The following is a 26,086-nucleotide window of genomic DNA, read 5'->3' as shown; positions in this document are numbered from 1 at the left end:
CGGGAGAGGGACGTGGAGACTTGGCAGCTTGCTGCCTAGTCGGAGCTGGGAGAGGGGTCGCGTTTCAGCGCCAAGGTAAGAACCCCTCACAAGACTTGCTAGGCGGCAAGCCGCCAAGCCAAGTCTTTCTCTCCCGCAAGGAGAGAGAGTTTAGTTAGTCAGAGCTTACGCCCGATCAGTTCCTTCATAATCTCGTTCGTGCCGCCAAAGATGCGCGTCACGCGCGCGGCGCGCCAGGCGCGGGCGATCGGATATTCGTTCATATAGCCTGCGCCGCCGTGCAGCTGGAGGCATTTGTCCATGACTTCCCATTGAAGGTCGGTGTGCCACAGCTTCGCCGCGGCGCCTTCCTCGGGGGTCAGCTCCTTCTTCATGTGACGGGCCAGCGCCCAGTCGAAATGCGCCCAGCCGACCTGCAGCTTGGCCTTGAGGTCGGCGAGCACGAAGCGCGTGTTCTGGAAATCGAGGATCGGCTTGCCGAATGCCTTGCGGTCGCGGGTGAATTCGACCGTATCGTCGAACGCGCGCTGCGCCGACGCCTGCGCCGACACCGCGATCGACAGGCGTTCCTGCGGCAGTTCGCTCATCAGGTAGATGAAGCCCTGCCCCTCTTCGCCGAGGCAGTTGGTGATCGGAACGCGGACGTCGTTGAAAAACATTTCCGACGTATCGGCTTCGTCCTGCCCGATCTTGTCGAGGTTGCGGCCGCGCTCATACCCTTCGCGGTCGGCCTCGACGAGGACGATCGACACACCCTTCCACGCGGGCTGGACCTCGGTATCGGTCTTGACGCAGACGAGGATCAGGTCGGCGTTCTGGCCGTTGGTGATATAGGTTTTCGACCCGTTGATGACATAATGATTGCCATCCTTCTTCGCGGTCGTGCGCATCCCCTGCAGGTCGCTGCCCGTGCCCGGTTCGGTCATTGCGATCGCGGTGATCACCTCGCCCGCGACCATCTTGGGCAGCCAGTGCGCCTTCTGCTCCTCGCTGCCATATTTGACGATATAGTTGGTGACGATGTCCGACTGGAGCGAGAAGCCGGTGGTGGCGCGGCCGTAATAGGCGCTCTCTTCGTCAACGATGGCGTTGTAGCCGAAGTCGAGGCCAAGCCCGCCATATTCCTCGGGCACCGTCGGGCACAACATGCCGAGTTCGCCTGCTTTCGGCCAGATCGACTTGGGGACGATGCCGTCCTCGGCCCATTGCGCGGCGTTCGGCGCGACTTCTTTTTCGAGGAACTGGCGCACCGTGGCGCGGAAGGCCTCATGATCGTCGGTATAGGCGGAGCGCGACAGATTATCGAGCGACATGGCTTTCCTTTCCCTTGCGGCAGCCGAACGCAGGCGGGGAGTCGGCCGCAACTTTTCGGTCGCCAAAAGACCTTACGTTTACGTGCACGTCAAGTAGAAAGACGTTACGGCATGAAACTCTTTTATCGGCTCCCATTTGCCCCCGTCATCCCGGACTTGATCCGGGATCCATCGTGGCGTCCAGCAACCGCCAGCTCTTGACCGCGTAGACCCCGGATCAAGTCGGCGTATGCCCCCTTGCGACAAATAAGCAGCTGTTCCCCGGCGAAAGCCGGGGCCCAGAGCGTTGGAGAGCGGGCGTTGCCCGGCAACGCCCTAGGCCCCGGCTTTCGCCGGGGAACGGTTACTTGTTCAAATGGAATGTACGCCGATCAAGCCTGTCCTAAGCTTGTCGAAGGGTCCGAGGTGAAGAAAGTTACGGCTAGCTCCCGGCCACCTTCGAAGCGACGAATAGGATTGCAGTCGCTGGGCAGCGCCCCCTCACCGCGCTACCACACCCACCATGGTCCAACTTCTCCTCGACGCCGGCGCGCTGCTCGGCGAATCGCCGCGCTGGAGCGCGCCCGAACAGCTGCTGTACTGGGTCGATATCGAGGGGCGGACGATCCACCGCACCGACCCGGCGACCGGAACCGACCAGGTCATGCGGCTGGACCAGCAGGTCGGCTGCGTCGCGCCGCGCGCGGGCGGCGGGCTGGTGGTCGCGATGGAGGACAGCTGCGCGCTGATCGACGCATGGGACGCGGCGCCGCGGGCGTTCGGTCCGGCGGCGCTGGCGGACAAGCCCGAGCAGCGGTTCAACGACGGCTGCGTCGATGCGCACGGCCGGTTGTGGGTCGGCAGTTTGACGAGCGACAAGGCGCACCCGACCGCAGCGCTCTATCGCCTCGATCCCGATGGCTCGCTGACCGAAGTTTTCGGTGGTCTCACGACCAGCAACGGCGCGGCGTTCAGCCCCGACGGGCGGACTTTCTACCATGCCGATACCCCGACGCATGCGATCCGTGCGTTCGACGTCGATCCCGCGACGGGTAGTCTCGGCGAGGGCCGGGTCTTCCATCAGTTTCCGCATGGCAATGGCCGCCCCGACGGCGCCGCGGTCGATGCCGAGGGCTGTTACTGGTCGGCGCTGTGGGACGGGTGGCGCGTCGTGCGCCTGTCGCCCGCGGGCGAATTGCTGCAGACGGTCGAGCTGCCGGTGCAGCGCCCGACGATGATCGCATTCGGCGGCGCCGACATGCAGACCGCGTTCGTCACCAGCGCGGGCAAGAATTTGACCGACGAGGAGCGCTTGGGCCAACCGCACGCGGGCGGGGTCTTTGCATTCCAGGTCGCGGTGCCGGGATTGGCGCAGCCGATGTTTGCGGGGTGACCCGATCCTCCCTGTCGCGCAGCGATGGGGAGGTCGCAGCGCTTCGCCACAGGGAGGATTTATCTGCCCACTCGGTTCGTCCCCCGAACCTTGCGCCGCGCCGCAATCTCGGGCTAAGGCTCGGTCCAACATGGTTTCGACCGAAACCTTTTCCTCCGGGGAGACATATCGATGCCGCGCACCGCGCACCCTTTTGCCTGTCGCCTGTCGCTTTTGTTCGCATCCACCGCGCTGCTCGCGGGTTGCACCACCATGGATAGACCGATGACCGCTGCCGCCCCGCCCGCCGCCGAATCCCCCGCACCCGCCCCGGCACCGACCGGCGCCAATCCGATGCTTGCGACATGGACCGGCCCCTATGAAGGGGTGCCGCCGTGGGACAAGATGGATCCCGAACTGTTCCCCGACGCTTTTACCCAGGGCATGGCCGAGGTGAAGGCCGAGGTGCAGGCGGTGATCGACAATCCGGCGGCGCCGACGTTCGAAAATACGCATATCCCGATGCAGCTCGCCGGCGACACGATGGAGCGCATCTATGCGCTGTGGGGTGTGCAGACGTCGAACAAGTCGAACGACCGGGTCGAGGACATCGACGCCGAATGGAGCCCCAAGCTCACCACTTTCTACACCGAGCTGTTCCTCGATCCCAAGCTGTTCGCGCGGTACAAGGCGGTGTACGACGCGCGCCAGACGAGCGGGCTGAACGCGCAGCAGATCCGCATCGTCGAGCGCAGCTATGACGAGATGGTGCGCGACGGCGCCAATCTGTCGGCGGCCGACAAAAGCAAGCTGGTCGCGATGAATTCCAAGCTGGAAGGGCTGTTCTCGGCGTTCTCGTCGAAACTGCTCGGCGACGAAAAGCTTTATACCTTTGTCACCGACAAGGCCGAACTGGCGGGACTCGACGCAGGCTTTATCGCCTCGCTCGCCGCCGCCGCCGACGCCAATGGCAAGCCCGGCCAGTGGGCGATCAAGAACACGCGGTCGTCGGCGCAGCCGGTGCTGCAAAACGCCACCAACCGCGCGCTGCGCGAGAAAGTCTATAAGGCGTTCGTCAGCCGCGGCGACAATGGCGACGCCAATGACACCAATGCGACGATCGCCGAAATCCTGGCGCTGCGCCAGCAGCGCGCCGAACTGCTCGGCTTTCCCAACCATGCGACGTACCGCATGGCCGACACAATGGCGAAGACCCCGGCCAATGCGATGGGGCTGATGATGAAGGTGTGGCCCGCCGCGGTGGCGCGGGTGAAGGAAGAGGTCGCCGACATGCAGGCGATCGCCGACGCCGATGCCAAGGCCGGCAAGGGGCCGAAAATCACCATCGAGCCGTGGGACTATCGTTTCTATTCGGAGAAGGTCCGCAAGGCGAAATACGACCTCGATGAAAGCGAGGTGAAGCCTTACCTCCAGCTCGACAAGCTGGTCGAGGGCATGTTCTGGTCCGCCGGGAAGCTCTATGACCTGGGGTTCCGCGAAAACACCGGCACGATCCCGGTGTTCGACCCCAAGGTGCGGACGTTCGAGGTCTATAACCTCAAGACCAACGAGAATGTCGGGGTCTTTTACCTCGACAATTTCGCGCGCGACGGCAAACGATCAGGCGCATGGATGACGACCTATCGCAGCCAGCAGACGCTGGGCGGCGAGCGCAATGTGCTGGCGTCGAACAACAATAATTTCACCGAAGCCGCGAAGGGCGAACCGACGCTGATCAGCCTCGACGACGCGACGACGCTGTTCCACGAATTCGGGCACGGCATCCACTATCTGCTGCAGCACATCAACTATCCGGCGCTCGCCGGGGTGCCGCGCGACTTTGTCGAATATCCGAGCCAGGTGAACGAGAATTGGCTGATGACCCCCGAAGTGCTGTCGAAATTCGCGACGCATTACAAGACGGGGGCGCCGATGCCGCAGGCGCTGCTCGACAAGATCGAGGCGTCGGGCAAGTTCAACCAGGGCTTTGAGACGGTAGAATATCTGTCGAGCGCGATCGTCGACATGAAGCTGCACGACCGCAAGCTGCCGCCGACCGACGTCGACAAGTTCGAGCGTGAAACGCTGGCCGCGATGGGCATGCCCCGCGAGATCGTCATGCGCCACCGCCTGCCGCAATTCAGCCATCTGTTCAGCTCGGACGCCTATTCGGCGGGCTATTACAGCTATCTGTGGTCGGAAACGATGGACGCCGATACCTGGGCGGCGTTCATGGAAGCGGGCGGCCCGTGGGACCGCGCGGTGGCCGACCGTTTCCGCACCATCTTGCTGATGACCGGCAACGAAACCGACCGCGCCGAAGCATACCGCGCCTTCCGCGGCCGCGATCCCGACGTGTCGGCGCTGCTGAAAAAGCGCGGCTTTCCGACCGAATAGAGCGAACAGAACCGGGGAGGCAAAGGGGGTCTTTATGGCCCCCTTTGTTTGTCCGGGTGCGAAGCGCCGCCCCATAGCGCGCATGACCAACCGGCGTCGGTCACCGCAACCGCGCTGCTTATTCCATCGCTCGATCCCACGGTTTCATCGGACCATCCGCCTGGGGCGGTATCGATCATCGGCTTCGGCGATCGTCCAGGCCAAGGCCAGAACCGCCATGCTCATCATGACGATGAACAGCGCGAGAGTGGCTGCCGAGGGCGCTCCGGATAGCCAGTCGTGCCACCCATCGAATGCGATCGGGGCAGACCACAGGCTGAACCAGCACGCCGCCACACCGGCGAAGATCCCGGCCGCCATCGGCCATTGATCGCGGCGTCGCCTGGCGGGGAGGCGATCCATCACGGAACTGCAAAAGCCATCGTCGGCCACCGGTCCTTCGAACTGTTCGCGCAGCAGGGCGTCGACAGCGTCTTCGGTCTCGTCATTCATGTCCCACGTCCTTCCTGAGATGTGACTTGCCAGTCCGCCAGCAGCGCGCGCAACCTGGCCTTGCCGCGGTTCATATGCGATTTCACGGTGCCGAGCGGCATGGCCAGCACATAGGCTGCTTCATCATGGCTCAACCCGAGCTGCACAACATGCAGCAGCACCTCTTGCTCGGCCGCGGACAAGCGCCGCATCGCGCGCTCGACATCGAGCCGCAGGTCGGCCGCATCACGCAGCGATATTGGCGGGTCGGGCGCATCGCCGTCCACGTCGTCCGCCGCCGATGAGCGTTTGCGGCGGGCCTGAAGAAAGCAGCTATAGGCGATGCGGTAGAGCCAGGTGGAAAAGCGTGCCTCGCCGCGGAACTGGTCCAGTTTGCGCCATGCCAAGAGGAACGCCTCCTGCGCCAGATCATCGGCCCTCGCCTCGTCGCCATGCAGCAGACGGCGCAGCTGCGCGCGCACCATCCCCTGATGCCGCCGCATAAGTTGTTCGAACGCGCGCCGATCATCCGTCAGCAGGACACGGGCCACCAACGCATGATCGACTTGCGCTGCGCCAATCGGATCAGCCACGCATATCGTCTCGCCGGTTGAGCCACCAGCTCGCGAAATAGCCAAGGCCGGTCATCAGCGGCAACAAGCCGAGTCCCCAGAGGCTCGCGATGCGCTGACCGCTGTGGAGCTCGAACGGCAGGGCCAGGAACATGGCCATCAGTCCGAGGCCGCCGCTGACGAGCACCAGCGCCCGGCGCCGGTCGGATTCGGAGGCGTGCGGCTCCGCCAGCAGGTGATGCGGCAATTCGACGCCTTTTTCGGCGAGCTGCAGCAGCGTGCGATAGCGTTCCTTGGTCAGTTCGGTGCGGTAGCGCAGAAAGATCATAAGGATCGCGACGGGCGTCAGCATCACCACCGCCGGAATGAAGAACATTACGAAGTCCATCAGGGTCACTCCCGAAATAATTGCGTGGGTATCAGATGCGGATAACCGGACATCAAGGCTTTTGCCCCTGGGCGGCGAGCAGATCGGCGATGCGCTCGCTCAGCAGCATCGCGGTCGGCGTATCGCCCTGATTGCTGGTCACCGCGACCGCTGCCCCGGTTTCCCAGACGATGGCGAGATTGGCGCTCATCCCTTCCGCACCACCCGCATGGCCGCGGATCTGGCGGCCGTTCGATGGGCGATCGCCGAACCCGGCTGCATATTTGCCCGGCCCCACCGCCACGCCATCGTCGAACATCTTTTGCAGCGTCGCATCCTTGACCAGCTTTCCGCCGCGCAGCGCGCTGGCAAAGCGCAGCAGATCGCCATTGGTCGAATAGCCACCCCCGGCCGGGCTTCCCTTGAACGGCAGGGTCATCCAATTGGCCTTCCACGCGGTTGCAAACGCGCCATCTTTGAAATAGCCGGTCGCCAGTTTCTCGGTGACGTCTTCCTGACTGTCGAAGCCGCTGGAGGTCATACCGGCGGGGGCGAAGATGTGACGCCGGACATATTCGAAGTAGCTCTCACCCGAGACATTTTCGACGATCCGGCCCAGCAAGACATAACCGGCGTTGCTGTAATTCCAGTCCTGGCCCGGCTCGAATGATTTGGGCTGGCGGGCAATAAGGTCGAGATAGTCGCCCGGATTGACGAATTTCTCACGGTTCTGAAAAAACTCCGGCACGAAAAAATCGCCCAGCCCGGCGGTATGGTGCAGGAGCTGCCACATCGTGATTTTCGCCGCCGCCGCCTGATCGGGATATTCGGGCATCACGTCGGCGAGCGTCGTGTCCCACCGCAGCCTTCCCGTTTCCACAAGCTGGGCAATCGCCACCGCGGTGAACATCTTGTTCATCGATCCGATGTGAAATTTCGTCTGCCGATCCGCCTTCGCGCCAAAGCTGCGGTCGGCCAGCCCGCGGCATTCGTCGAAGACGATGGCCGCGCCGTCCGAAATGCTCAGGCATCCCGAAAAGTCCGTCGTGCGTGCGAGCTGATCGAGCGCCGCGCCCGCGAGCCGGGCGATCTCGGCCTGCGACGCGCCGGTTTCGGGCCAGGCCGCATAGAGCGCAGGATCATCGACCGGGACCAGATCGACCATGGCCAGCTTGCCGGGCTGGTCCGGATCGGGGAGCAGCACGAGCGCGGCCAGTTGGCCGGTGCGCCGCCCCTTGATGGTCACCACGAGCATCCCAAGCGGTCCCTGGGTGCGCGCATCGACAAAGTCGACACCGCCGCTGTCGCGCACCGCCACCGCAAGCTGCTTGAAAAGCGCCGCCCGCATATCGGCATCGACCGACGTCGACAGGATCGTCGGGGCCCATTGCTGGATACTCGCCGGGGTGTCGGCATTGATATGCGCGATCACTTGTCCGCCGATCGCGCCCGCAGCCGTATCGGGCATGGTGGTGCTGATGGGACCGGCACTCGCGGGCGAACTGGCGACCGCGGCGGTAAAAGCGAGGATGGGGGCCAAAAGCGACGATAGGAACGGCGTCGGCCGGATTGATAGCTTCATTGTCGAAATCCCTGTGTAAGCCGGATGGCGGTTAATGTTGATGTCGACGGGTTAGATGCAGCATCCACCCCATTTGGATGCGACAATTTTCGCAGCGGGCCTGGAGGCGCGGTCAGAGCATGCGGCGGCAGCGTCCCGCGCACATCCGAACTCGAGGGATTCGGCACGCGTAGATAGGATGACGATTCCCTTCCGGCGACGACGCTTGACCGGCGCTCCCGGGTGATTGAAGGATGACTTCGGCGACCATTGCCTGAGGCAAGCGATGACGACGACAACGGCGTTCTTTGCCAAAATCCGTGACTATGCGCCGCTGTCGGGCGAGGCAGAGTGTGCCTTTTCGGCGCTGCTGCGCCCGCGACACTATGCAAAGGACGATGTCGTGATCCGCGCGGGGGACGTGCCGACGACCTACGCCTTTGTGGTCCAGGGTCTGCTTGGACAGCATTATGTCGGACCCGACGGCGATCTGATCTTCAAATATTTCTTTCCGGAAAACCGCATCGCCGCTTCGGTCAGTGCGACCTTGTTGGGCGAACCCAGCCTGTTCACGATCAGCGCGATCGAAGACAGCATAGTGCTGGAATATGATTATGCCGCGTTCAAGGCCCTGGTCGCCGCTCATCCCGACGTCGCCGCCTTTCACATCGCTTATCTTGAGCGGCACTGGATCATTGAAAAAGAGCCGATGGAGATCGCCTTTCGGCACGACGACGCGATGCAGCGCTACCTCGATTTCATCCGCAAGGAGCCGAAACTTCACAAGCGGCTGAAACAGCATCACATCGCCGCATGGCTTGGCGTCACGCCCGAAAGCCTCAGTCGGCTGCGTCGGAAAATCGCTTTTGGTCGCGTCGGCCCCGCCTGATCCCGCTTACTTACCAAAGGTCAATTCATCGGCCGGGATATCATTCTAACCATCATGCCCGGGCGATCGCCGTGACGGTCACGGGGCGCCCAGGCGCATCGGCCTGGTTGCCGAAGCAGAGAAAGGACATGATCGATGACGAAGATGATATTCGTAAACCTGCCGGTCACCGACCTCACCCGGTCGCAGGCATTTTATGAAGCCCTTGGCTTCACCAATAATCCGCAGTTCAGCGACGACACCACCGCCTGCATGGTGGTGTCCGAGACGATCCACGTCATGCTGATCACGCACGCCAAATGGCAGGGCTTCACCAATCGACCGATCCCGCCCGCAAGTTCAAGCGAAGTGATGCTTGCCTTGACCTGCTACACCCGCGACGCGGTCGACGCGATGAATGCGGCGGCAACGCATCATGGCGGTACCGCCGACATCAACCCGGTCCAGGACCTGGGTTTCATGTACAACCGCAACCTTGCCGATCCCGACGGTCATGTTTGGGAAGCCGTGTTCATGGACATGGACGCCATGCCGACGGATTGACGCCGGTCCACCGACCCGAATGAAAGAATATCCAATGTCTGCGTCAACAAGACAGAGCAAATTTGAAGCCTATGCCGACCAGCTGCCGGATTTCGCGATCCCGATCTTTGGCCATTTGCGCGCGCTCGTTCATGCGACCTGCCCGCAGGTGAGCGAGGAGGTCAAATGGAGCATTCCGCACTTTGTCCACGGTGGCGAAAATCTGTGCATCTTTGCCGCCTACGCGAAGCATTGCTCGTTCAGCTTTGCCAAGGATTCGCTGATGGCCGACCCGCGGCTGAAATCCAGCGCCGCGCGGCCCGCCGCCAAACGCTTCATGGGCAGGCTTACGACCCTCTCCGACCTGCCGCCCGACGACGACCTTGCCGCGTGGATCGCCGAAGCCATGTCGCTCAACGATCGCGGCATCAAACTGCCGCCGCGCCAGTCCGACGGTTCGAAGCCGGTGGAAGTTCCGCAGGCGTTCACCGATGCGCTAGCCGCCAACCCAGCCGCTAAGGCCGTTTTTGACACCAAATCGCCGTCGTTCCGGAAGGAGTATAATGTTTGGATCGGCGACGCGAAAACCGATGCGACGCGACAGAAGCGCATCGGGGAGGCATTGACGTGGATTGCCGAAGGCAAAGGGCGGTTCTGGAAATACGCCAAATAGCCGTCGTGGGCGATCACGCCGCGTCCATCCGAATCCGATTGACCGTCCGCCAAAACGATATAAATATGATATCATCTTTATATCGAGTCGGAGGGTAAGATGGTTGATGGAGGGACTCCCGCGCTGAATCGCAGTCGCGAGACGCGCGCGCTGACGCAGAGCGGTTATCTGATGCTGCTGATCTGGGTGCTGTTGCTGGGCGTCGCCGCGTGGGCGGGGATCAGCAACGGCACCGCCGAGGTCGTGGTCGCGTGGAAATGGGCGGTCGTCGCGCTGTCGGCGATCGTCGGTTTTCTGATCCTGTGCGGCTTTTACATGATCAACCCCAATGAAGCCGCGGCGATCCAGCTGTTCGGCGCGTACAAGGGCACCGACCGCGCGGAAGGGTTGCGCTGGGTGCTGCCTTGGCTGATGCGCAAAAAGATCGCGGTGCGCGCCAACAACGTCATTTCGGACAAGATCAAGGTCAACGACCTGCGCGGCAACCCGATTGAAATGGCGGCGCAGGTCGTGTGGCGCGTCACCGACACCGCGCAGGCGCTGTTCGACGTCGATGATTACAAGGAATTCGTGATGGCGCAGATCGAGGCCGCGGTGCGTTCGATCGGCTCGCGCTACCCCTATGACGACATCGAGCATCAGGAAATCACGCTGCGCGGCAACCATGAGGAGGTCGGGGTCGAACTGCGCAAGGCGTTGATCGAACGGCTGGACGTCGCCGGGATCACCGTCGACGAATGCGGGCTGACGCACCTGGCCTATGCGCAGGAAATCGCGGGCGCGATGCTGCGCCGCCAGCAGGCCGAAGCGGTGATCGCAGCGCGCAAGAAGCTGGTCGAGGGCGCGGTGACGATGGTCGAAATGGCGCTGACCCAATTGTCCGAAAAGGGCGTCGTCGACCTCGACGACGAGCGCAAGGCGGTGATGGTGTCGAACCTGATGGTCGTGCTGTGCGGCGAGCGCGACACCCAGCCCGTGGTCAACGCCGGCTCGCTCTACTGAGCCGACCGGTGAGATAAATAATGCCAGCGTCCGCCAAAAAGGCCTTTGCCCTCCGCCTCGACCCCGCGCTCTACGCGGCGGTCGAGCGGCTGGCGGCGGACGAGCTGCGCAGCGCCAATGCCGAAATCGAAATACTGCTGCGCGAGGCGCTGGCGCGGCGCGGGGTGAAGCCCAAGGCCGCCGCACCCGCGCGGCGCGGACGGCCGCCGAAAGCGAACGGTTGAAGCGTAACAAGCTGCGACATCCCTCTTTCGTCATTCTCGCGAAAGCGGGAACCCAGCGAGCCAGCGCACGACCTGGGTTCCCGCTTTCGCGGGAATGACGATGGATGAATATCGAGGGGCTTAATGTCCCGTATTCGGTCGTTGCTCGCCGTCAGACAGCTTTTCCACCGATAGCGTCCGCGCCCCGCTTGCCCCACCAGTAGTTGATGGTTAAGGCCGATGGTCATGACTAGTACCCTCGCCCCCGTCCGCATCGCCCCGTCAATCCTCAGCGCCGATTTTGCCGCGCTGGGCCAGGAAGTGCGCGCGATCGAGGCGGCGGGCGCCGACTGGGTCCATATCGATGTGATGGACGGCCATTTTGTCCCCAATCTGACGATCGGCCCGGCGGTGGTGAAGGCGCTGCGCCCGCATAGCGCCCTGCCCTTCGACGTGCATCTGATGATCTCGCCGGTCGATCATTTCCTCGACGCCTTTGCCGCGGCGGGCGCCGATATCATCACGGTGCATCCCGAGGCGGGGCCGCACATCCACCGCAGCATTCAGCACATCAAGTCGCTGGGCAAGCAGGCGGGGGTGTCGCTCAATCCCGCGACCCCGGCCAAGATGCTCGACTATCTGATCGACGACATCGACCTGGTGCTGATCATGAGCGTCAACCCCGGCTTCGGCGGCCAGAGCTTTATTTCCAGCCAGCTGCGCAAGATCGAGGCGGTGCGCAAGATGATCGACAAGACCGGTCGCGACATCCGGCTGGAGGTCGACGGCGGGATCGATGCCGGGACCGCGCCGCTGGCGATCGCGGCGGGCGCCGACGTACTGGTGGCGGGCACCGCGACCTTCAAGGGCGGCCCCGATGCCTATGCAGGCAACATCCGGCGGCTGCGCGGCGAGGGTTGAGCGATGGAGGGGAGACCATTGACCGCCGCCCCCGCCGACCCGCCGCTCGATCTGGCCGACGACGCCGTGCCGGTCGACGATTCGATCGAGCCCGGCAAGCGCCTGATCCGCCTGCCCGCCGACAAGGGGCTGTCGCTCGGCGATCGCGTCGCCAATGCGATCACCCGGCTGACCTGGCGCACGCCGCTCCACGCCTTTCGGCTGAAAGGCCGCTTTCCGCTGAAATTGCTGGGGGTGCCGGCCGATCCGGTGCCGGGCGACCCCCGCGCCGGGACCGCAATCCGCGCCGGCCATTTCCTCCACCGCGGATTGAAACTGCCGCTCGGCGAGCTCGATTTCGCCGCGCTTGAGGTCGCGCCGACCTTTGCCGATTATCTCCACAGCTTTGCCTGGCTGCGCGATCTGGCCGCCACCGGCACCCGCGCCGACGGGGTGCCGATCGCCGAAGCGGTGGTCCGCCACTGGCTGGGCACCCACGGCGAGACGGTGAGCGAACCGGCGTGGAAGGCGGACAACACCGCGTGGCGCATCCTGTTCTGGGCGAGCCACGCGCCGCTGATCCTCTCGTCGAGCGACTTGGTCTATCGCTCGGCGGTGCTCAACCACCTCGCGCGCGCCGCACGCCACCTCGACCGCGTCGCCGACAAGACGCGCCCCGGCACCGGCCAGATGGTCGCGTGGGTCGGCATCGTCGCCGCGTCGCTGCTGATGCCCGGCGGCGAGCCGCGGCAGATCTTTGGCGAAGCCGGGCTGCGCAAGGTGCTCGAGACGAGCTTCTATGCCGACGGCGGCAATATCTCGCGCTCACCGCAGGCGCAGCTCGACGCGATCATGGCGCTGTCGATGCTTGCCAAGGTTTATGACATGCGCCGCATCGAGGTGCCGCCGTTCGTCCAGGAAGTGCTGGCGCGCGCGGTGCCGGCGCTGCTCGGGCTGCTGCACAGCGACGGCGGCATGGGCAGCTGGCAGGGCAGCGGCGCGACGTCGGCGGCCTATGTCCAGGCGATCGTCGCGGCAAGCGGGGTGCGCACCCGGCCGCTGAAGCAGGCGCGCGACTGGGGTTATCAGCGGCTGGTTGCGAACAAGGTCGTGCTGCTGACCGACGCGGCGCCTCCCCCCATTGCCCGCGTGACCGAGGCGGGCTGCGCCTCGACGCTGGCGTTCGAGCTGTCCGATGGCGACGAGCGCATCGTCGTCAATTGCGGCGGCGCGGCGCTGACCGGCGCGACGATCCCCGCCGACCTGGCGCGGGGCCTCCGCACCACCGCGGCGCATTCGACCTTGATCCTGGGCGACAGCAATTCGACCGCGATCCTGGCCAACGGATCGCTGGGCAAGGGGGTGACCGAGGTCGAGCTCGACCGGCGCGAGACGCCGCAGGGCAGCCGCGTCGAGATGAGCCACGACGGCTATGCGCGGCGCCACGGGCTGATTCACCGCCGCCTGCTGATCCTGTCACCGAACGGACGCGAGCTGCGAGGCGAGGACATGCTGCTCCCCGCCCCGCGCACCCGGCGCAAGGGCGACAAGGGATTCGCGCTGCGCTTTCATCTCGGCCGCAATATCTCGGCCAGCCTGACCGCCGACAAATTGGGCGCGCTGCTGCGGATCAACGGCGGGCCGCTGTGGCAGTTCCGCACCTCCGAGGGCGCGCTCGATGTCGAGCCAAGCCTGTGGGTCGACGGCGAGGGCCGCCCGCACCCGACCGAACAGCTGGTCGTCACCGGCACCGCACCCGCGGGCGGCGCGAGCATCGGTTGGATTTTCAAGCATATCGGGTAGCAACGTCGCGCGCGCTCGTCGTTGCGAGGAGCGAAGCGACGAAGCAATCCAGAGCGGGCGTAAGACCGCCCCTGGATTGCTTCGCTTCGCTCGCAATGACGAGCGGAGAGGACAACCGGCGCTCCAGGGACTGAGCGCCGGCTGTCCGAACCCTCTTAGAAGGCGTAGCGCGCCATCAGCTGGAACACCGGGCCGGCCTTTTCGCTTTCGAGCTCATATTCGTCGAAGCTGCGATCATTCTGGTCCTCGATCGTCGTGAACTTGTTGAACCTCTCGCGCTTCGCGCCGTTGAGCAGGTTCGACCCCACCGCGCGGATCGTGAAGCTTTTGCCGAAGCGTTTTTCGACGAAGATTTCGAGGTCGGCGCCGTAGGTGGTGAACACCTCTTCGCCGACGGTGCGGTCGAACGCGCCGCCCTGTTTGCGATAGGTGGCGCCGAACGCCGCGCCGACCGACGGAATGTCCTGGATCACGCCGAAATTATAGACATATTCGCTCTGGCCGTTGAAGCGGCGCTTGCCGAATTCGTCGACGATCTTGCTGTCGAGCCACGAGATATTGCCGAACACCCCGGTGTCGGGCAGGCCGACGAAGCCAAGGTCGGTCGATACGTCGAACTCGATCCCCCACACTTTGCCGTCGCCGACATTCTGCGGCTGGTAGTTGAAAGTGCCCGCGCCTTCCGATCCCGGGCCGCCGATATTGGTCAGCTCGATGAGGTCGTTCACCTTGCGGTAGAAAATGTTGACCCCGGCGATGCCCGCGCGGCCGAGGCGCTGTTCATAGCCAAGGTCGAAGCCCCAGGCGGTTTCAGGATCAAGCAGCGGATTGCCGATCAGGTCATTGTCGCCAAGTTCGGCCTCAAGCTCAGCCGGCGAGAGGAAGTTGAACTCGGGGCGGCGGCTGGTGCGCGCGACCGACGCGGTGACGCGGCCGCGGGCGCCGACGTCGATCTTGAGCGACGCCGAGGGCAGCAGCCGGGCATAGTCATTCGTCGTGCGCTGAAGCGCCGCGGGGACGGTGAAATCGTCGATGGTCAGGTCGGTAGTTTCATAACGCACCCCCGCTTCCCATTTGACGCCGGGCATGTCGCCCTCGACCAGCACAAAGCCGTCGAGCCGCTTTTCCTCGATCGTGTTGAGCCCGCCCGGCCCCGGCGCGAACGCCCCGAACGTCCGCGCGAATTCGGTCGGGTTGCGGGTGAACTGGTCGTACCCCTGCCGGTTCGCGGCGGTCAGGTTATAGCGATCGCGCGGCGCCGCGGTGATCGCGGTATCGCGGTCCTTGTCCTGCCACAGGCCGCCGAACAGCAGCTTGGTGTCTTCGCCGAGCGCTATTTCATGTTCGAGCCGCACCGAAAATTCCTTGTCGGTGATCCCGGTCAGCGTCTGATCGCCGGTGAAGCGCGGCAGCGTGCGGTCGAATTCGACCTCATATTCGGTTTCGAAGCGATCTTCGTCGAAATAGGCGTAGCCGACCTTCAGGCTCGTCTCGCCCGCTGACCAGCGGTGAGCGAGCTTGCCGTTGACGCTGTAATTGTCCTGATTGATCGTGGAGACATTGGCGTTGTCGACGGTCAGATTGCCGGGCGGGGTCGCGCGGATCGGGCCATTGATGTTGGTCGGGTGATTATATTCGAAGCTGCGCTCGTCCTCGGTGCGGTCGGTGTGGACGTAAAAACCATTCACCGAAAAATCGGTCGTGTCGCCCTTGATGTCATAGGTCGCGTTGAACGAATAATCCTTGCCGTCGCGGGTATCGACCTGGTCTTCGCGATTGTTGAAGTCGTCGGTCGCGAAGTTTGGATTATTTTCGGGCGAATCGTCATAGCGTAGCGAGAATTTCTTCTTCGGATTGTGGCGTCCCTGGAAATTGCCGCCGAGCAGGAAGCGCCCCGGCCCGAGCGCGCCGCCGATCACGCCGCCGACGCTGGGTTCGAGTTCCTTGTCGTCATAATAGAGCCCGCCGGCGCGCAGATAGCCGCCGTCGAGTTCATAGCCGTCGCGCAGCTTGATGTTGAGCGTGCCCGCAACCGCGTCGCCGGTGCGGCGCGCCGACGACGAGCGGACGATCTCGACCCGCTCGATCAGTTCGGCGGGAATGCGGTCGAGAAAGAAGCTGCGGTCGGCGTTCGACCCCGGCACCTTTTCGCCGTTGATCAGGATCTGGGTATAGCCCGGCGGCAGGCCGCGCAGCCGCGCGCCGTCGCTTTCGATGACGTCGGACAGGAAGGTCACCGACGGCACGCGTTTCAACGCGTCGCCCGCGGTCAGCGGTTCAAAGCGCTGGAAAAATTCGCTGTCATAGGAAAGGACCGGTTCGGCCTGATCCTCGCTGCGGTTACGGTAACCGATGCTGCCGAGGACGACGATGTCCTGCGATGTCGTGATGCTGCCGTCCTCATTCTGGATCGGCGCCATATCCTGTGCAGCGTCCTGCGCGGCGGCGGGGGTCGCGGCGAGCGCCACGGCAAGCGCCAGCGCGGCGGCGGAGTTCAGATTGAAAGCTCGAATCATGTGTCATAACCCCCTTGATCGTTGCCGGGCCTCTAGGGGGGGCATGTGACAGTTTGCGGCGACCCGTGTGACGATTGAATGACGGTTAAGTGACGGAAATATTGTGGGATTGACGCCGCGTAATTTTGCTGGGACGGCGCGCGCCAATCGGCTTTGGCGCCGCCAGGAACAGGGGAAATCGACATGACCGCCGTCCGCACATCGAAGCTGCTGACTTCGCTTGCTTTTGCATCGCTGCTGAGCGGCTGCGCCGGACAGGCGGCGCCCGTCATCACCGGCCTGCCGCCGGTGGCAGTGACCGCGAGCGGCGAAACCGCCCCGGTCGGGACCGGCCGCGCCGACGCCGCCGACGATCCGGCAATCTGGGTCGATCCCGCCAACCCGGGCCGCGCGCTGATCATCGCGACCGACAAGAAGGCCGGGCTGCACGTCTATGACCTGACCGGCAAGGATCTGGCGTTTCTGAAAAGCGGGCTGGTCAACAATGTCGACGTCGTCGGCGACATCGTTGTCGCGAGCGACCGCAACGACGGGCTGAACGCGCATCTGGCGGTCTATCGCCTCGACGGCGCCAAGCCTGCGCTTAGCGCACTCGGCCGTGCGGCAGCGGGCAGCGGCGAAGCCTATGGCCTGTGCCTGAAGAAAGGCGCGCCGGGAGCGCCGATCACCGCGGCGCTGATCGTCAAGGACGGCACGGTGCGCGTCGGGACGCTGACGGTCGACGGCACGCCGCGCTTTGCCGTCGAATGGGAGCATAAGATCGCAACCCAGTCCGAAGGCTGCGTCTTCGACGGCGACACGCTGTATGTCGGCGAAGAGGTCGGCGGGTTGTGGGAGTTGAAGCAGGACGGTCGCGGCGCCGCGGCGCGGCTGGTCGCGCCGATCGACAACCAGCGGCTCGTCGCCGACCTGGAAGGGCTGGCGACGATCGACCACAAGGGCCAGCGCTATCTGATCGCGTCGAGCCAGGGCGATAACGCCTATGCGGTGTTCCGCCTGCCCGGCGTCGAATATGTCGGACGCTTTGCGGTGACCGCCGGCGCATTCGGCGCGACGAGCGAGACCGACGGGATTGAAGCGGTGGCGGGCAATTTCGGCGCGGTCTATCCCGACGGCCTCTTTCTGGCACAGGACGGCGACAATGCGCCCAAGGCGCAGAATTTCAAGCTGGTGCGCTGGGACCAGATCGCGGCGGCGCTGGGGCTTTAAACTCGATACCCTCCCCCTTTATGGGGGAGGCGGCGAGACTTGGCAGCTTGCTGCCTAGTCGCAGCGGTGGGGGTGTGGTTTAGGCCTGAAGCGAAGGTTCAAGGACGCGCCCTCACCCCCATCCAACTCCGCCTAATCGCTGCGCGATAAGGCTGCATATCCTTCCCCCATCGAGGGGGAAGAAGCAAACCGCCGCGTCACCCAAGGTAGATGAGCGGCACCTTGCCCTGAAGCCCCCCGGCGCCTAGAGGGTCCGCGTCATCCCACCGCCAGCCGAGGCTCACCCCCATGACCGACCTGATTCCCGTCCGCCGCGCCCTCTTGTCCGTCAGCGACAAGGCCGGGCTGACCGAGCTTGCCGCCGCCCTCGTCAAACATGGCGTCGAGCTGGTGTCGACCGGCGGGACTGCCAGGGCGTTGCGCGAGGCGGGTCATAATGTCCTCGACGTCGCCGACCTCACCGGTTTTCCCGAGATGATGGACGGCCGCGTCAAGACGCTGCACCCGACCGTCCACGGCGGCATATTGGCGGTGCGCGACGATGCCGCGCATGTCGCGGCGATGGAGGCGCATGGGATCGGCGCGATCGACCTGGTCGTCGTCAACCTTTACCCCTTTTTGCAAACGGTCACCTCGGGCGCCGATCGCGACACGATCATCGAAAATATCGACATCGGCGGCCCCGCGATGGTGCGGTCTTCGGCGAAAAACCACGCCTATGTGGGCATCGTCACCGAGCCCGAGGATTATGCCGCGGTGATCGCCGAGATGGACGCCAATGGCGGCGCGACCACCCTCGCCCTGCGCAAGCGCCTGGCGGCGACCGCCTTTGCCCACACCGCGAGTTATGATGGCACGATCGCGCGCTGGTTCGCGATCGCCGATCAGGGCAAGACCTTTCCCGACACGCTGCCGCTGACCGCCAGGCTGGCGAGCGAACTGCGCTACGGCGAAAATCCGCATCAAAAGGCGGCGCTCTATATCCCCGCCGTGCCCGGCCCGCGCGGCATTGCCGGCGCCGAACAGGTGCAGGGCAAGGAGCTCAGCTACAACAATATCAACGATGCCGACGCGGCGCTCGAGCTGGTCGCCGAATTTCGCGACGCCGATCCGACCTGCGTCATCGTCAAGCACGCCAACCCGTGCGGGGTCGCGAGCGCGGCAAACCTGACCGAAGCCTATGACGCGGCGCTGAAATGCGACGATGTCTCGGCGTTCGGCGGGATCATCGCGGTCAACCGGCCGCTCGACGGCGCAACGGCGGAAGCGATCAGCGGCATCTTTACCGAAGTCGTGTGCGCCCCCGACGCCGACGCCGACGCGCGCGCGGTGTTTGCGAAGAAAAAGAACCTCCGCCTGCTGCTGACGGGCGAATTGCCCGACCCGGCGCGCGGCGGGCTGGTCTTGAAAGGGATCACTGGCGGCTGGCTGGTCCAAAGCCGCGACAATGGCCGCATCACGCACGCCGACCTGAAAATCGTTACCGACCGCGCGCCCACCGACGAGGAACTGACCGACGCGCTGTTCGCGTGGACGGTTGCCAAGCATGTCAAATCGAACGCGATCGTTTACGCCAAGGGCGGATCGACTGCGGGCATCGGCGCGGGGCAGATGAACCGCCGCGACAGCGCGCGCATCGCCGCGGTGAAGGCGCGCGAGGCGGCGGAATCGCACGGCTGGGCTGAAGCCCGCACCGTCGGCAGCGCGGTGGCGAGCGATGCTTTCTTCCCCTTTGCCGACGGTTTGCTGGCGGCGGTCGAGGCGGGCGCGACCTGCGTCATCCAGCCGGGCGGATCGATCCGCGACGACGAGGTGATCGCGGCAGCCAATGCGGCCGGGCTGGCGATGGTGTTCACCGGGATGCGGCATTTCAGGCATTGATGCCCCCGTTTCGGGTCGAGCGAAGTCGAGACACGCTTGGGGCGCGCATGCGTCGCGTGTCTCGACTTCGCTCGACACGAACGGCATAGGGGAGCGAGGGTCGCAATGGCGGCGTGACAACAAGGACCAGCATGACCGCCATCCCCCGCAACAAGTCCATGATCCAGAACCTGTACAACTGGACGATGGAAAAATCGGCGCATCCGCACGCCGAATATTGGCTGGCGCTGGTGTCGTTCGTCGAGGCAAGCTTTTTCCCGATCCCGCCGCACCCGATGCTGGGGCTGATGTGCCTCGCCAATCCGCAAAAGGCGGTGCGTTATGCGCTGATCTGCACCCTCGCGTCGGTCGCGGGCGGGGTGTTCGGCTATGGGATCGGCTTTTTCCTCTATGAAAGCGTCGGCCTGTGGCTACTCGGGGTGCTCGGGCTGACCGATGCCTTTCCGCCCGCCGCCTGTTACCTGCGCGACTATGGCGCGGAGATCATCCTGATCAAGGGCGCGACGCCGATCCCGTTCAAGCTGCTGACGATTACCGCGGGGTTCATCCAGATGAATTTCTGGACCTTCCTGTGGGCGAGCCTGGCGAGCCGGGCCTTTTCGTTCATGCTGGTCGGGATTTTGTTCAAGCTGTTCGGCGCGCCGATCAAGGCGTTCATCGACAAATATCTGGTGTGGGTGACGGGTGCGTTCGTCGTCGCGGTGGTCGCGGGTTTCCTGGTGATCGGCGCGCTGTCGGGCGATGGCGAGGCGAAGCAGGCCGACAAATGCAGCGGCGCGACGCTGGAGAGCATCGGGCTGGACCGGAGGTAGCGGCCGAACACCGAACCCCGTTCGTATCGAGCGAAAATGGGGGCGGGTTCGCCTACTCGTTCGCCGCCGTGTGCAACCAATCCGCGTGGCGCGGCGCCTTCTTCGTCTGGCTCCATTCCTCGAGCATCAGCGGCGCGACGCGGCGCAATTCGGCATATTGTTCGGCGGTGCCGATGTCGCATGCCAGCTCGACCCGGTGGCCGTTGGGGTCGAAGAAATAGATCGATTTGAAGATGCCGTGGTGGGTCGGGCCGAGGACATCGACGCCCTCGCCCTCCAAATGCGCCTTGGCCGCGACCAGCTCGTCATAGCTGCCGACCTTGAACGCCAGATGCTGGACCCACGCCGGGGTGTTGGCGTCGCGGCCCATGTCGGGCTGGTTGGGCAGCTCGAAAAACGCGAGGATGTTGCCGTTCCCGGCGTCGAGAAAGACGTGCATATACGGGTCGTACTCGCCGGTCGACGGGACATGATCCTCGGCGAACGCGGTGGTGTAGGTCATGCCGAGCATGCGCTCGTACCAATCGACCGTCTGCTTCGCGTCTTTGCAGCGATAGGCGGCGTGGTGGACGCCGCCGAGTTTGATGGGGGACTGGCTGGTCATTTTACCCAACTCCATTCGTGCTGAGCTTGTCGAAGCACCGTTCTTCTTTTCTCGCGCAAAGAAAAGGACAGCCCTTCGACAAGCTCAGGGCGAACGGTGAAGAGGTCAAGCGGTCTCTTTGATTTCCAGCGCGCCGCGGCGGATCTGGTCCATTTCCATCGATTTGAACAGCGCGGTGAAATTGCCCTCGCCAAAGCCTTCATCCTTTTTGCGCTGGATGAATTCGAAGAAGACGGGGCCGATCACGGTCTGGCCGAAAATCTGGAGCAGCAGGCGCGGATCGCCGTCTTCGGTCGAGCCGTCGAGCAATATGCCGCGCGATTGCAGCGCCTCGACCGGTTCGCCATGGCCGGGCAGACGATCGGCGAGCATCTCGTAATAGGTCGCGGGCGGCGCGGGGGCGAAGGGGTTGCCGAGGGCTTTGAGCTTGTCCCACGCGACGTAGAGATTGTCGCAGCTGAACGCGATATGCTGGATGCCCTCGCCATTATAGGCGCGCAGATATTCCTCGATCTGGCCGCCGCCGCCGGCGCCTTCTTCGTTCAGCGGAATGCGGATCTTGCCGTCGGGGGCGGTCATCGCCTTTGATGTCAGCCCGGTATATTCGCCCTTGATGTCGAAATAACGGATTTCGCGGAAACCCGCGATACGCTCGTAGAACGCTGCCCAATGCGCCATGCGGCCGCCATAGACATTGTGGGTCAGGTGATCGATCAGCTGCATCCCCGCGCCGACGGGATGGCGATCGACGCCCTCTTCGTAAACGAAGTCGATGTCGTAGATCGACAGGTCGTCGCCATAGCGATCGATCAGATAGATGATCGAGCCGCCGATACCGCGGATCGCGGGCAGGCGCAATTCCATCGGGCCGGGCGTGGTTTCGACCGGCTCGGCGCCGCGCGCGATTGCCTCGGCATAGGCCTTGGCGGCGTCGCGGACGCGCCAGCCCATCCCGCATGCCGACGGGCCATGTTCGGCGGCGAAATAGGCGGCGGGCGATTTGGGTTCGTAATTGGCGATCAGGTTGATGCCGCCCTGCCGCCATAGCTGGACGTCCTTCGAACGGTGATGCGCGATCTGGGCGAAACCCATCGCCTGGAAAACCGGTTCGAGCACGCCCTTTTCGGGGGCGGAGAATTCGACGAATTCAAAACCGTCGAGGCCCAGCGGATTGTCGAACAGGTCGGCCATGATCATTGTCCCATCTAGTTTCAATTGAAACTATTATGATGGATTGGGGTGAGGGAGTCAATGACTTCCCACTTCGGTCATCCCGATGAAGGCCGGGATCTCGACGTCGCATCAGCACATAATGGAGAGGCCCCGGCCTTCGCCGAGGTGACGAAATTTGGACGGGGTTTACGCCCCCTCGAACGCCTCCAGCGCCTCGCCCGCCGCGACCCAGCGCGCTTCGGCGGCTTCCTGCGCGGCGACGATCTTGCCGCGGCGCTGCGACAGCTCGCTCATCGTCAGCCCTTTATATTCGTTCGCGGCGCCTTGCGGGTCGAACATCGCGCGGTCGATCGCGGAGAGGATCACCTGATATTTGGCAAGGTCCGCCTCGGCATCGGACACGTCCTTGCGGATTTTCGCCGCGGCCTCGCGCGCCGCCGCCGCGGCCTTGCGGTCGCCCTTCTTGTCGGCCTTCGACACCTTGTCCTTGGGCGCCCCCTTGCCGAGGATCATGTCGACATAATCGTCCATGCTGCCCGAATATTCGCGCGCGGTGCCGTCGTCGACGAGTACCAGCCGATCGGCGGTGAGTTCGAGCATGTGGCGGTCGTGGCTGACCAGCACCACCGCGCCGTCGAAGCCGTTCAGCGCCTGCACCAGCGCCTCGCGCGCGTCGACGTCCAAATGGTTGGTCGGTTCGTCGAGGATCAGCAGATGCGGCGCGTCGCGGGTGATGAGCGCCAGCGCCAGCCGCGCCTTTTCGCCGCCCGACAGTTTTGCGACCTCGGTCGTCGCCTTGTTACCCGAAAAGCCGAAGCGGCCGAGCTGGGCACGCACCGCGCCCTGCGTCTTGCCCTCCATCACCCGCGTCATATGCGCAAGCGGGGTGTCCGCGCCATCGAGTTCCTCGACCTGGTACTGGGTGAAATAGCCGACGCGCATCTTGCCCGATGCGGCCATCGCGCCCGCCATCGGGCTGAGCTGCGCCGCGAGCAGCCGCGCCAGGGTCGTCTTGCCATTGCCGTTGCGACCGAGCAGCGCGATGCGGTCGTCGGGATCGATGCGCAGGTTGAGCCGCTGCAGCACCGGGCGTTCCGCATAGCCCACGCTGGCGAGGTCGAGGGTGATCAGCGGCGGCTTGAGCTCGTCGGGGCTGGGGAAATCGAACGCGAGCGTCTGATCCTCCGCGAGCGCGGCGATCGGCTGCATCTTGGCGAGCAGCTTGGCGCGCGACTGCGCCTGTTTCGCGGTCGAGGCGCGCGCGCTGTTGCGTGCGACATAATCCTGGAGCTTGGCGCGCTGGGCATCCTGCGACGCCTTTGCCGCCGCGAGCTGCGCGGCGCGTTCGGCGCGCTGGCGCTCGAATGCGTCATAGCCGCCGGGATAGAGCGTCACCTTGCCGCCCTCCAGATGCAGGATATGATCGACGACATTGTTGAGCAGGTCGCGTTCGTGGCTGATGACGACGAGCTGGCCCGGATAGGCGCGCAGGAAATTTTCGAGCCACAAGGTCGCTTCAAGGTCGAGGTGGTTCGACGGTTCGTCGAGCAGCAACAGATCGGGTTCGGAAAAGAGCAGCGCCGCGAGCGCGACGCGCATCTTCCATCCACCCGAAAAGCTGTCGAGCGGCTGGCCCTGCATATCCTCGTCGAACCCCAGCCCGATCAGGATGCGCGCGGCGCGTGCCGGGGCGGTATAGGCGTCGATCGCGATCAGCCGTTCGTGGATGTCGCCAAGCTGGCCCGGATCCTGTTCGGTTTCCGACGCGGTGAGCAAAGCCGCGCGTTCGGTGTCGGCGGCGAGCACGGTGTCGAAGGGCGTCGCGGTGCCGCTCGGCGCTTCCTGCGCGATATAGCCGAGCCGCGTCTTGCGCGGCATTTCGATGCCGCCCTCGTCGGCCTCGAGCTGGCCGATCATCACCTTCATCAGCGTCGATTTGCCCGCGCCGTTGCGCCCGATCAGCCCGACGCGGCTTTTCGCCGGCAGGCTGGCCGCGGCGCGGTCGAGTATCGTGCGTCCGCCGAGGCGAACCGTGAGGCCATTGATCGTCAACATGCGCGCGCGCCTAGCATGTTGCGGCGCACAACCCAAGCCGATGACTGGCATATCGGGGTCGTTTACGGCAAGACGGTCGGCATGACCGGCCTTGCCCCCTTTCACATCGCCTTTCCCGTCGACGATCTGGCCGCCGCGCGCCATTTCTATGGCACCATCATCGGCTGCCCCGAGGGGCGCAGCGATGCCGACTGGATTGATTTCAACCTCTTTGGGCATCAGATCGTCGCGCACCGCGTCGATACGCCGCGCCGCGTCGCGGGGCATAATCCGGTCGATGGCCATGCAGTGCCGGTGCCGCATTTCGGGGTCGTGCTGCCGCCCGCCGAATGGCAGGCACTCGCCGAGCGGCTAGTCGCGCATGGCGTCGCCTTTGTCATCGAACCGCACACGCGCTTTCCCGGCCAGCCGGGCGAGCAGTCAGCGATGTTCTTTCTCGACCCGGCGGGTAACGCGCTCGAGTTCAAGGCATTTGCCGATTTGGGGCAATTGTTCGCGACTTGAACCACGTCGATTCTGTCCACTCGACAGCTCTCCTCTCGCTCGCGCCAAGATAACGAAGAGCGAGTGAGGATTTGCAAAGCGGCAAAGGCCGGTCGACGACCACTTGCAGACATTCGCCTTGGATGCGAGCATCGGCGTATGAAACGGGATCATATCGAAAATTTCAAACAGGCGTTCGTCGGGCGGACCTGCTTAATTGGGCGGGAACCACCGTTCTGGCGCGCAGACTTCGGCGATCAGTTCACGATCGCCTTCAGGGTGCCGTGGCGTATTGTCGCAAATGGCCGGGTAGCATTTGGCGACCAGGATGATGGCCAACTGTTCGGGCTCGCCGAGCCGCTCGATGGTGAGGAACGGGCGGCGTCCGTGCTTGGTGCGTTAATCGTCAGAACCCTGCAAGTTGACGAGGAAACGGGTGATCTACGGATCGAGTTCGACGGCAACACGCGCATAGACGTGTTCAACCAGTCGTCCGGTTATGAAGGATGGGATGCCCACTACATTGCCGGAGGCGAGCGATGGGGCGTCATCGCAATAGGCGGCGGCGAGCTTGCGATCGTTCCCGGCTAAGAGCGTAACGGCAGCCCTCATCCCCGTTCGGTCAATCCGCGGCGTAATCGGCAAGCTCGCGTCAGGCACAAAAATCCCGCCAACTCATTGAGAAGGCGGGATTATTTTGGTTGCGGGAGTAGGATTTGAACCTACGACCTTCAGGTTATGAGCCTGACGAGCTACCGGGCTGCTCCATCCCGCGCCACCAATGTCGCGGCGCCAACAGCGTTCCGCGAAAACAGCAAAAGGACGGCATTTCTGCCGGCCTCTAACTTTGTGAATGGGTTTTTCCATATTCGTCCTCACGTCGGCTGCAATGCCTGGCGACGTCCTACTCTTCCAGGGCTTGAGCCATAGTACCATCGGCGCTGTCAGGTTTCACGGCCGAGTTCGAGATGGGATCGGGTGGGTCACTGACGCCATGGTCACCAAGCAATGAAGCCGGCGTGGGTCGAATTTGGGTTTCAATCGAATGCCCGTGCAATTTGGACTATTTTACAATCATCCACTTCGCGGACACTCACTCAGGAGTGTCGTTGATGGTGGGACTCTTAAGTGCGAATAGAGCAATTAGTATCGGTTAGCTCCACGCGTTACCGCGCTTCTACATCCGATCTATCAACGTGGTGGTCTTCCACGGCTCTAAGAAATCTTATCTTGAGGGAGGCTTCCCGCTTAGATGCTTTCAGCGGTTATCCCGTCCATACATAGCTACCCTGCTGCGCGGCTGGCGCCACGACAGGTACACCAGAGGTA

At 63.9% G+C, this 26,086-nt stretch carries 23 protein-coding genes, 1 tRNA gene and 2 rRNA genes; 14 read left to right on the top strand and 12 right to left on the bottom strand.

Annotation, left to right across the window (positions count from 1 at the left end; translation table 11 throughout):
- Window positions 1–158 precede the first annotated feature (158 nt).
- A complete protein-coding gene (locus ACTIFP_RS10130) occupies window positions 159–1,313 on the bottom strand; it encodes an acyl-CoA dehydrogenase family protein (protein WP_439568594.1) in 1,155 nt (384 codons plus the stop codon).
- Between the two features lie 502 nt (window positions 1,314–1,815).
- Here ACTIFP_RS10130 and ACTIFP_RS10125 point away from each other — a divergent pair.
- Window positions 1,816–2,685 (top strand): SMP-30/gluconolactonase/LRE family protein, encoded by an 870-nt coding sequence (locus ACTIFP_RS10125; protein WP_439568593.1) that lies wholly within the window; start codon window positions 1,816–1,818, stop codon window positions 2,683–2,685.
- A gap of 264 nt (window positions 2,686–2,949) precedes the next feature.
- The gene (locus ACTIFP_RS10120) at window positions 2,950–5,061 is read left to right on the top strand and encodes a M3 family metallopeptidase (RefSeq protein ID WP_439568592.1); all 2,112 of its coding nucleotides are present in this window, start codon (window positions 2,950–2,952) and stop codon (window positions 5,059–5,061) included.
- A gap of 144 nt (window positions 5,062–5,205) precedes the next feature.
- Here the strand turns inward: ACTIFP_RS10120 and ACTIFP_RS10115 are convergent, their stop codons facing one another.
- Genes ACTIFP_RS10115 through ACTIFP_RS10100 form a run of 4 tightly spaced genes read right to left on the bottom strand, consistent with a single transcriptional unit; the run spans window position 5,206 to window position 8,053 of the window.
- Window positions 5,206–5,553 carry a hypothetical protein gene (locus ACTIFP_RS10115; RefSeq protein ID WP_439568591.1) on the bottom strand — a complete coding sequence of 116 codons (348 nt, stop codon included), beginning with the start codon at window positions 5,551–5,553 and terminating at the stop codon, window positions 5,206–5,208.
- Entirely contained in the window at window positions 5,550–6,125 is a 576-nt protein-coding gene (locus ACTIFP_RS10110) for an RNA polymerase sigma factor (RefSeq protein ID WP_439568590.1), read from the bottom strand. Before ACTIFP_RS10110 ends, ACTIFP_RS10115 begins: the two co-directional genes overlap by 4 nt.
- Window positions 6,118–6,492 carry a DUF6249 domain-containing protein gene (locus ACTIFP_RS10105; RefSeq protein ID WP_439568589.1) on the bottom strand — a complete coding sequence of 125 codons (375 nt, stop codon included), beginning with the start codon at window positions 6,490–6,492 and terminating at the stop codon, window positions 6,118–6,120. Before ACTIFP_RS10105 ends, ACTIFP_RS10110 begins: the two co-directional genes overlap by 8 nt.
- Before the next feature lie 52 nt (window positions 6,493–6,544).
- Window positions 6,545–8,053 (bottom strand): serine hydrolase domain-containing protein, encoded by a 1,509-nt coding sequence (locus tag ACTIFP_RS10100; protein ID WP_439568588.1) that lies wholly within the window; start codon window positions 8,051–8,053, stop codon window positions 6,545–6,547.
- A gap of 265 nt (window positions 8,054–8,318) precedes the next feature.
- On the opposite strand from ACTIFP_RS10100, the gene ACTIFP_RS10095 reads away from it, so the two are divergent.
- From ACTIFP_RS10095 to ACTIFP_RS10065, 7 genes are all read left to right on the top strand, one after another.
- A complete protein-coding gene (locus ACTIFP_RS10095; RefSeq protein WP_439568587.1) occupies window positions 8,319–8,921 on the top strand; it encodes a Crp/Fnr family transcriptional regulator in 603 nt (200 codons plus the stop codon).
- Between the two features lie 135 nt (window positions 8,922–9,056).
- Window positions 9,057–9,464: a VOC family protein gene (locus ACTIFP_RS10090; protein ID WP_439568586.1), complete on the top strand. Its 408-nt coding sequence runs from the start codon at window positions 9,057–9,059 to the stop codon at window positions 9,462–9,464.
- Window positions 9,397–10,116, top strand: coding sequence for a YdeI/OmpD-associated family protein (locus tag ACTIFP_RS10085; RefSeq protein WP_439568585.1), 720 nt, complete (start codon window positions 9,397–9,399; stop codon window positions 10,114–10,116). Before ACTIFP_RS10090 ends, ACTIFP_RS10085 begins: the two co-directional genes overlap by 68 nt.
- A gap of 99 nt (window positions 10,117–10,215) precedes the next feature.
- Window positions 10,216–11,118 carry an SPFH domain-containing protein gene (locus ACTIFP_RS10080; RefSeq protein ID WP_439568584.1) on the top strand — a complete coding sequence of 301 codons (903 nt, stop codon included), beginning with the start codon at window positions 10,216–10,218 and terminating at the stop codon, window positions 11,116–11,118.
- A gap of 20 nt (window positions 11,119–11,138) precedes the next feature.
- Window positions 11,139–11,342, top strand: a complete 204-nt coding sequence (locus tag ACTIFP_RS10075; RefSeq protein ID WP_137753440.1) for a toxin-antitoxin system HicB family antitoxin — start codon at window positions 11,139–11,141, stop codon at window positions 11,340–11,342.
- A 225-nt stretch (window positions 11,343–11,567) separates the two neighbouring features.
- A complete protein-coding gene (gene rpe / locus ACTIFP_RS10070) occupies window positions 11,568–12,242 on the top strand; it encodes a ribulose-phosphate 3-epimerase (protein ID WP_439568583.1) in 675 nt (224 codons plus the stop codon).
- Window positions 12,243–12,245: 3 nt separating this feature from the next.
- A complete protein-coding gene (locus ACTIFP_RS10065) occupies window positions 12,246–14,024 on the top strand; it encodes a heparinase II/III family protein (RefSeq protein ID WP_439568582.1) in 1,779 nt (592 codons plus the stop codon).
- 155 nt (window positions 14,025–14,179) lie between these two features.
- Here ACTIFP_RS10065 and ACTIFP_RS10060 read toward each other — a convergent pair whose 3' ends face one another.
- The gene (locus tag ACTIFP_RS10060) at window positions 14,180–16,540 is read right to left on the bottom strand and encodes a TonB-dependent receptor plug domain-containing protein (RefSeq protein WP_439568581.1); all 2,361 of its coding nucleotides are present in this window, start codon (window positions 16,538–16,540) and stop codon (window positions 14,180–14,182) included.
- 183 nt (window positions 16,541–16,723) lie between these two features.
- Here ACTIFP_RS10060 and ACTIFP_RS10055 point away from each other — a divergent pair, with 183 nt between their 5' ends.
- From ACTIFP_RS10055 to ACTIFP_RS10045, 3 genes are all read left to right on the top strand, one after another.
- The gene (locus tag ACTIFP_RS10055) at window positions 16,724–17,749 is read left to right on the top strand and encodes a phytase (RefSeq protein WP_439568580.1); all 1,026 of its coding nucleotides are present in this window, start codon (window positions 16,724–16,726) and stop codon (window positions 17,747–17,749) included.
- 288 nt (window positions 17,750–18,037) lie between these two features.
- A complete protein-coding gene (gene purH, locus ACTIFP_RS10050) occupies window positions 18,038–19,630 on the top strand; it encodes a bifunctional phosphoribosylaminoimidazolecarboxamide formyltransferase/IMP cyclohydrolase (RefSeq protein ID WP_439568579.1) in 1,593 nt (530 codons plus the stop codon).
- Between the two features lie 158 nt (window positions 19,631–19,788).
- Complete coding sequence (locus ACTIFP_RS10045; protein ID WP_439568879.1) at window positions 19,789–20,442, top strand: YqaA family protein; 654 nt, start codon at window positions 19,789–19,791, stop codon at window positions 20,440–20,442.
- Between the two features lie 52 nt (window positions 20,443–20,494).
- Here the strand turns inward: ACTIFP_RS10045 and ACTIFP_RS10040 are convergent, their stop codons facing one another.
- The 3 genes from ACTIFP_RS10040 to ACTIFP_RS10030 all read right to left on the bottom strand — a co-directional run bounded on the left by ACTIFP_RS10040 (window position 20,495) and on the right by ACTIFP_RS10030 (window position 24,274).
- A complete protein-coding gene (locus ACTIFP_RS10040) occupies window positions 20,495–21,046 on the bottom strand; it encodes a VOC family protein (RefSeq protein ID WP_439568578.1) in 552 nt (183 codons plus the stop codon).
- A gap of 105 nt (window positions 21,047–21,151) precedes the next feature.
- Complete coding sequence (hppD, locus tag ACTIFP_RS10035) at window positions 21,152–22,237, bottom strand: 4-hydroxyphenylpyruvate dioxygenase (RefSeq protein ID WP_439568878.1); 1,086 nt, start codon at window positions 22,235–22,237, stop codon at window positions 21,152–21,154.
- A 168-nt stretch (window positions 22,238–22,405) separates the two neighbouring features.
- Window positions 22,406–24,274, bottom strand: coding sequence for an ABC-F family ATP-binding cassette domain-containing protein (locus ACTIFP_RS10030; RefSeq protein ID WP_439568577.1), 1,869 nt, complete (start codon window positions 24,272–24,274; stop codon window positions 22,406–22,408).
- A gap of 81 nt (window positions 24,275–24,355) precedes the next feature.
- Between ACTIFP_RS10030 and ACTIFP_RS10025 the strand changes: the two genes are divergently transcribed.
- A complete protein-coding gene (locus tag ACTIFP_RS10025) occupies window positions 24,356–24,778 on the top strand; it encodes a VOC family protein (protein WP_439568877.1) in 423 nt (140 codons plus the stop codon).
- A 138-nt stretch (window positions 24,779–24,916) separates the two neighbouring features.
- A complete protein-coding gene (locus ACTIFP_RS10020; RefSeq protein WP_439568576.1) occupies window positions 24,917–25,348 on the top strand; it encodes a DUF6188 family protein in 432 nt (143 codons plus the stop codon).
- Between the two features lie 107 nt (window positions 25,349–25,455).
- On the opposite strand, the gene ACTIFP_RS10015 is transcribed toward ACTIFP_RS10020, so the two are convergent.
- The 3 genes from ACTIFP_RS10015 to ACTIFP_RS10005 all read right to left on the bottom strand — a co-directional run.
- Window positions 25,456–25,532: transfer RNA gene (locus ACTIFP_RS10015), tRNA-Met, on the bottom strand.
- A 116-nt stretch (window positions 25,533–25,648) separates the two neighbouring features.
- Window positions 25,649–25,763, bottom strand: a 5S ribosomal RNA gene (rrf, locus tag ACTIFP_RS10010).
- 118 nt (window positions 25,764–25,881) lie between these two features.
- Window positions 25,882–26,086, bottom strand: a 23S ribosomal RNA gene (locus ACTIFP_RS10005); the annotation flags it as partial.

Origin of the sequence: Sphingopyxis sp. (genome assembly GCF_051861155.1) — a bacterium.
Taxonomy (GTDB): domain Bacteria; phylum Pseudomonadota; class Alphaproteobacteria; order Sphingomonadales; family Sphingomonadaceae; genus Sphingopyxis.
Note: the sequence above shows the minus strand (reverse complement) of the source record. Positions and strands in the feature narration are given on the sequence as shown.

Excerpts from the sequence above, each read along its gene's own strand:
- ACTIFP_RS10045 (WP_439568879.1), top strand. The coding sequence starts at position 19,789 with ATGATCCAGAACCTGTACAACTGGACGATGGAAAAATCGGCGCATCCG.
- ACTIFP_RS10095 (WP_439568587.1), top strand. The coding sequence starts at position 8,319 with ATGACGACGACAACGGCGTTCTTTGCCAAAATCCGTGACTATGCGCCG.
- ACTIFP_RS10080 (WP_439568584.1), top strand. The coding sequence starts at position 10,216 with ATGGTTGATGGAGGGACTCCCGCGCTGAATCGCAGTCGCGAGACGCGC.
- ACTIFP_RS10105 (WP_439568589.1), bottom strand. The coding sequence starts at position 6,492 with ATGGACTTCGTAATGTTCTTCATTCCGGCGGTGGTGATGCTGACGCCC.
- ACTIFP_RS10060 (WP_439568581.1), bottom strand. The coding sequence starts at position 16,540 with ATGATTCGAGCTTTCAATCTGAACTCCGCCGCCGCGCTGGCGCTTGCC.
- ACTIFP_RS10075 (WP_137753440.1), top strand. The coding sequence starts at position 11,139 with ATGCCAGCGTCCGCCAAAAAGGCCTTTGCCCTCCGCCTCGACCCCGCG.
- rpe (WP_439568583.1), top strand. The coding sequence starts at position 11,568 with ATGACTAGTACCCTCGCCCCCGTCCGCATCGCCCCGTCAATCCTCAGC.
- ACTIFP_RS10055 (WP_439568580.1), top strand. The coding sequence starts at position 16,724 with ATGACCGCCGTCCGCACATCGAAGCTGCTGACTTCGCTTGCTTTTGCA.
- ACTIFP_RS10065 (WP_439568582.1), top strand. The coding sequence starts at position 12,246 with ATGGAGGGGAGACCATTGACCGCCGCCCCCGCCGACCCGCCGCTCGAT.
- ACTIFP_RS10030 (WP_439568577.1), bottom strand. The coding sequence starts at position 24,274 with ATGTTGACGATCAATGGCCTCACGGTTCGCCTCGGCGGACGCACGATA.
- ACTIFP_RS10090 (WP_439568586.1), top strand. The coding sequence starts at position 9,057 with ATGACGAAGATGATATTCGTAAACCTGCCGGTCACCGACCTCACCCGG.
- ACTIFP_RS10115 (WP_439568591.1), bottom strand. The coding sequence starts at position 5,553 with ATGAATGACGAGACCGAAGACGCTGTCGACGCCCTGCTGCGCGAACAG.
- purH (WP_439568579.1), top strand. The coding sequence starts at position 18,038 with ATGACCGACCTGATTCCCGTCCGCCGCGCCCTCTTGTCCGTCAGCGAC.
- ACTIFP_RS10130 (WP_439568594.1), bottom strand. The coding sequence starts at position 1,313 with ATGTCGCTCGATAATCTGTCGCGCTCCGCCTATACCGACGATCATGAG.
- ACTIFP_RS10120 (WP_439568592.1), top strand. The coding sequence starts at position 2,950 with ATGACCGCTGCCGCCCCGCCCGCCGCCGAATCCCCCGCACCCGCCCCG.
- ACTIFP_RS10020 (WP_439568576.1), top strand. The coding sequence starts at position 24,917 with ATGAAACGGGATCATATCGAAAATTTCAAACAGGCGTTCGTCGGGCGG.
- ACTIFP_RS10025 (WP_439568877.1), top strand. The coding sequence starts at position 24,356 with ATGACCGGCCTTGCCCCCTTTCACATCGCCTTTCCCGTCGACGATCTG.
- ACTIFP_RS10125 (WP_439568593.1), top strand. The coding sequence starts at position 1,816 with ATGGTCCAACTTCTCCTCGACGCCGGCGCGCTGCTCGGCGAATCGCCG.
- ACTIFP_RS10100 (WP_439568588.1), bottom strand. The coding sequence starts at position 8,053 with ATGAAGCTATCAATCCGGCCGACGCCGTTCCTATCGTCGCTTTTGGCC.
- hppD (WP_439568878.1), bottom strand. The coding sequence starts at position 22,237 with ATGGCCGACCTGTTCGACAATCCGCTGGGCCTCGACGGTTTTGAATTC.
- ACTIFP_RS10040 (WP_439568578.1), bottom strand. The coding sequence starts at position 21,046 with ATGACCAGCCAGTCCCCCATCAAACTCGGCGGCGTCCACCACGCCGCC.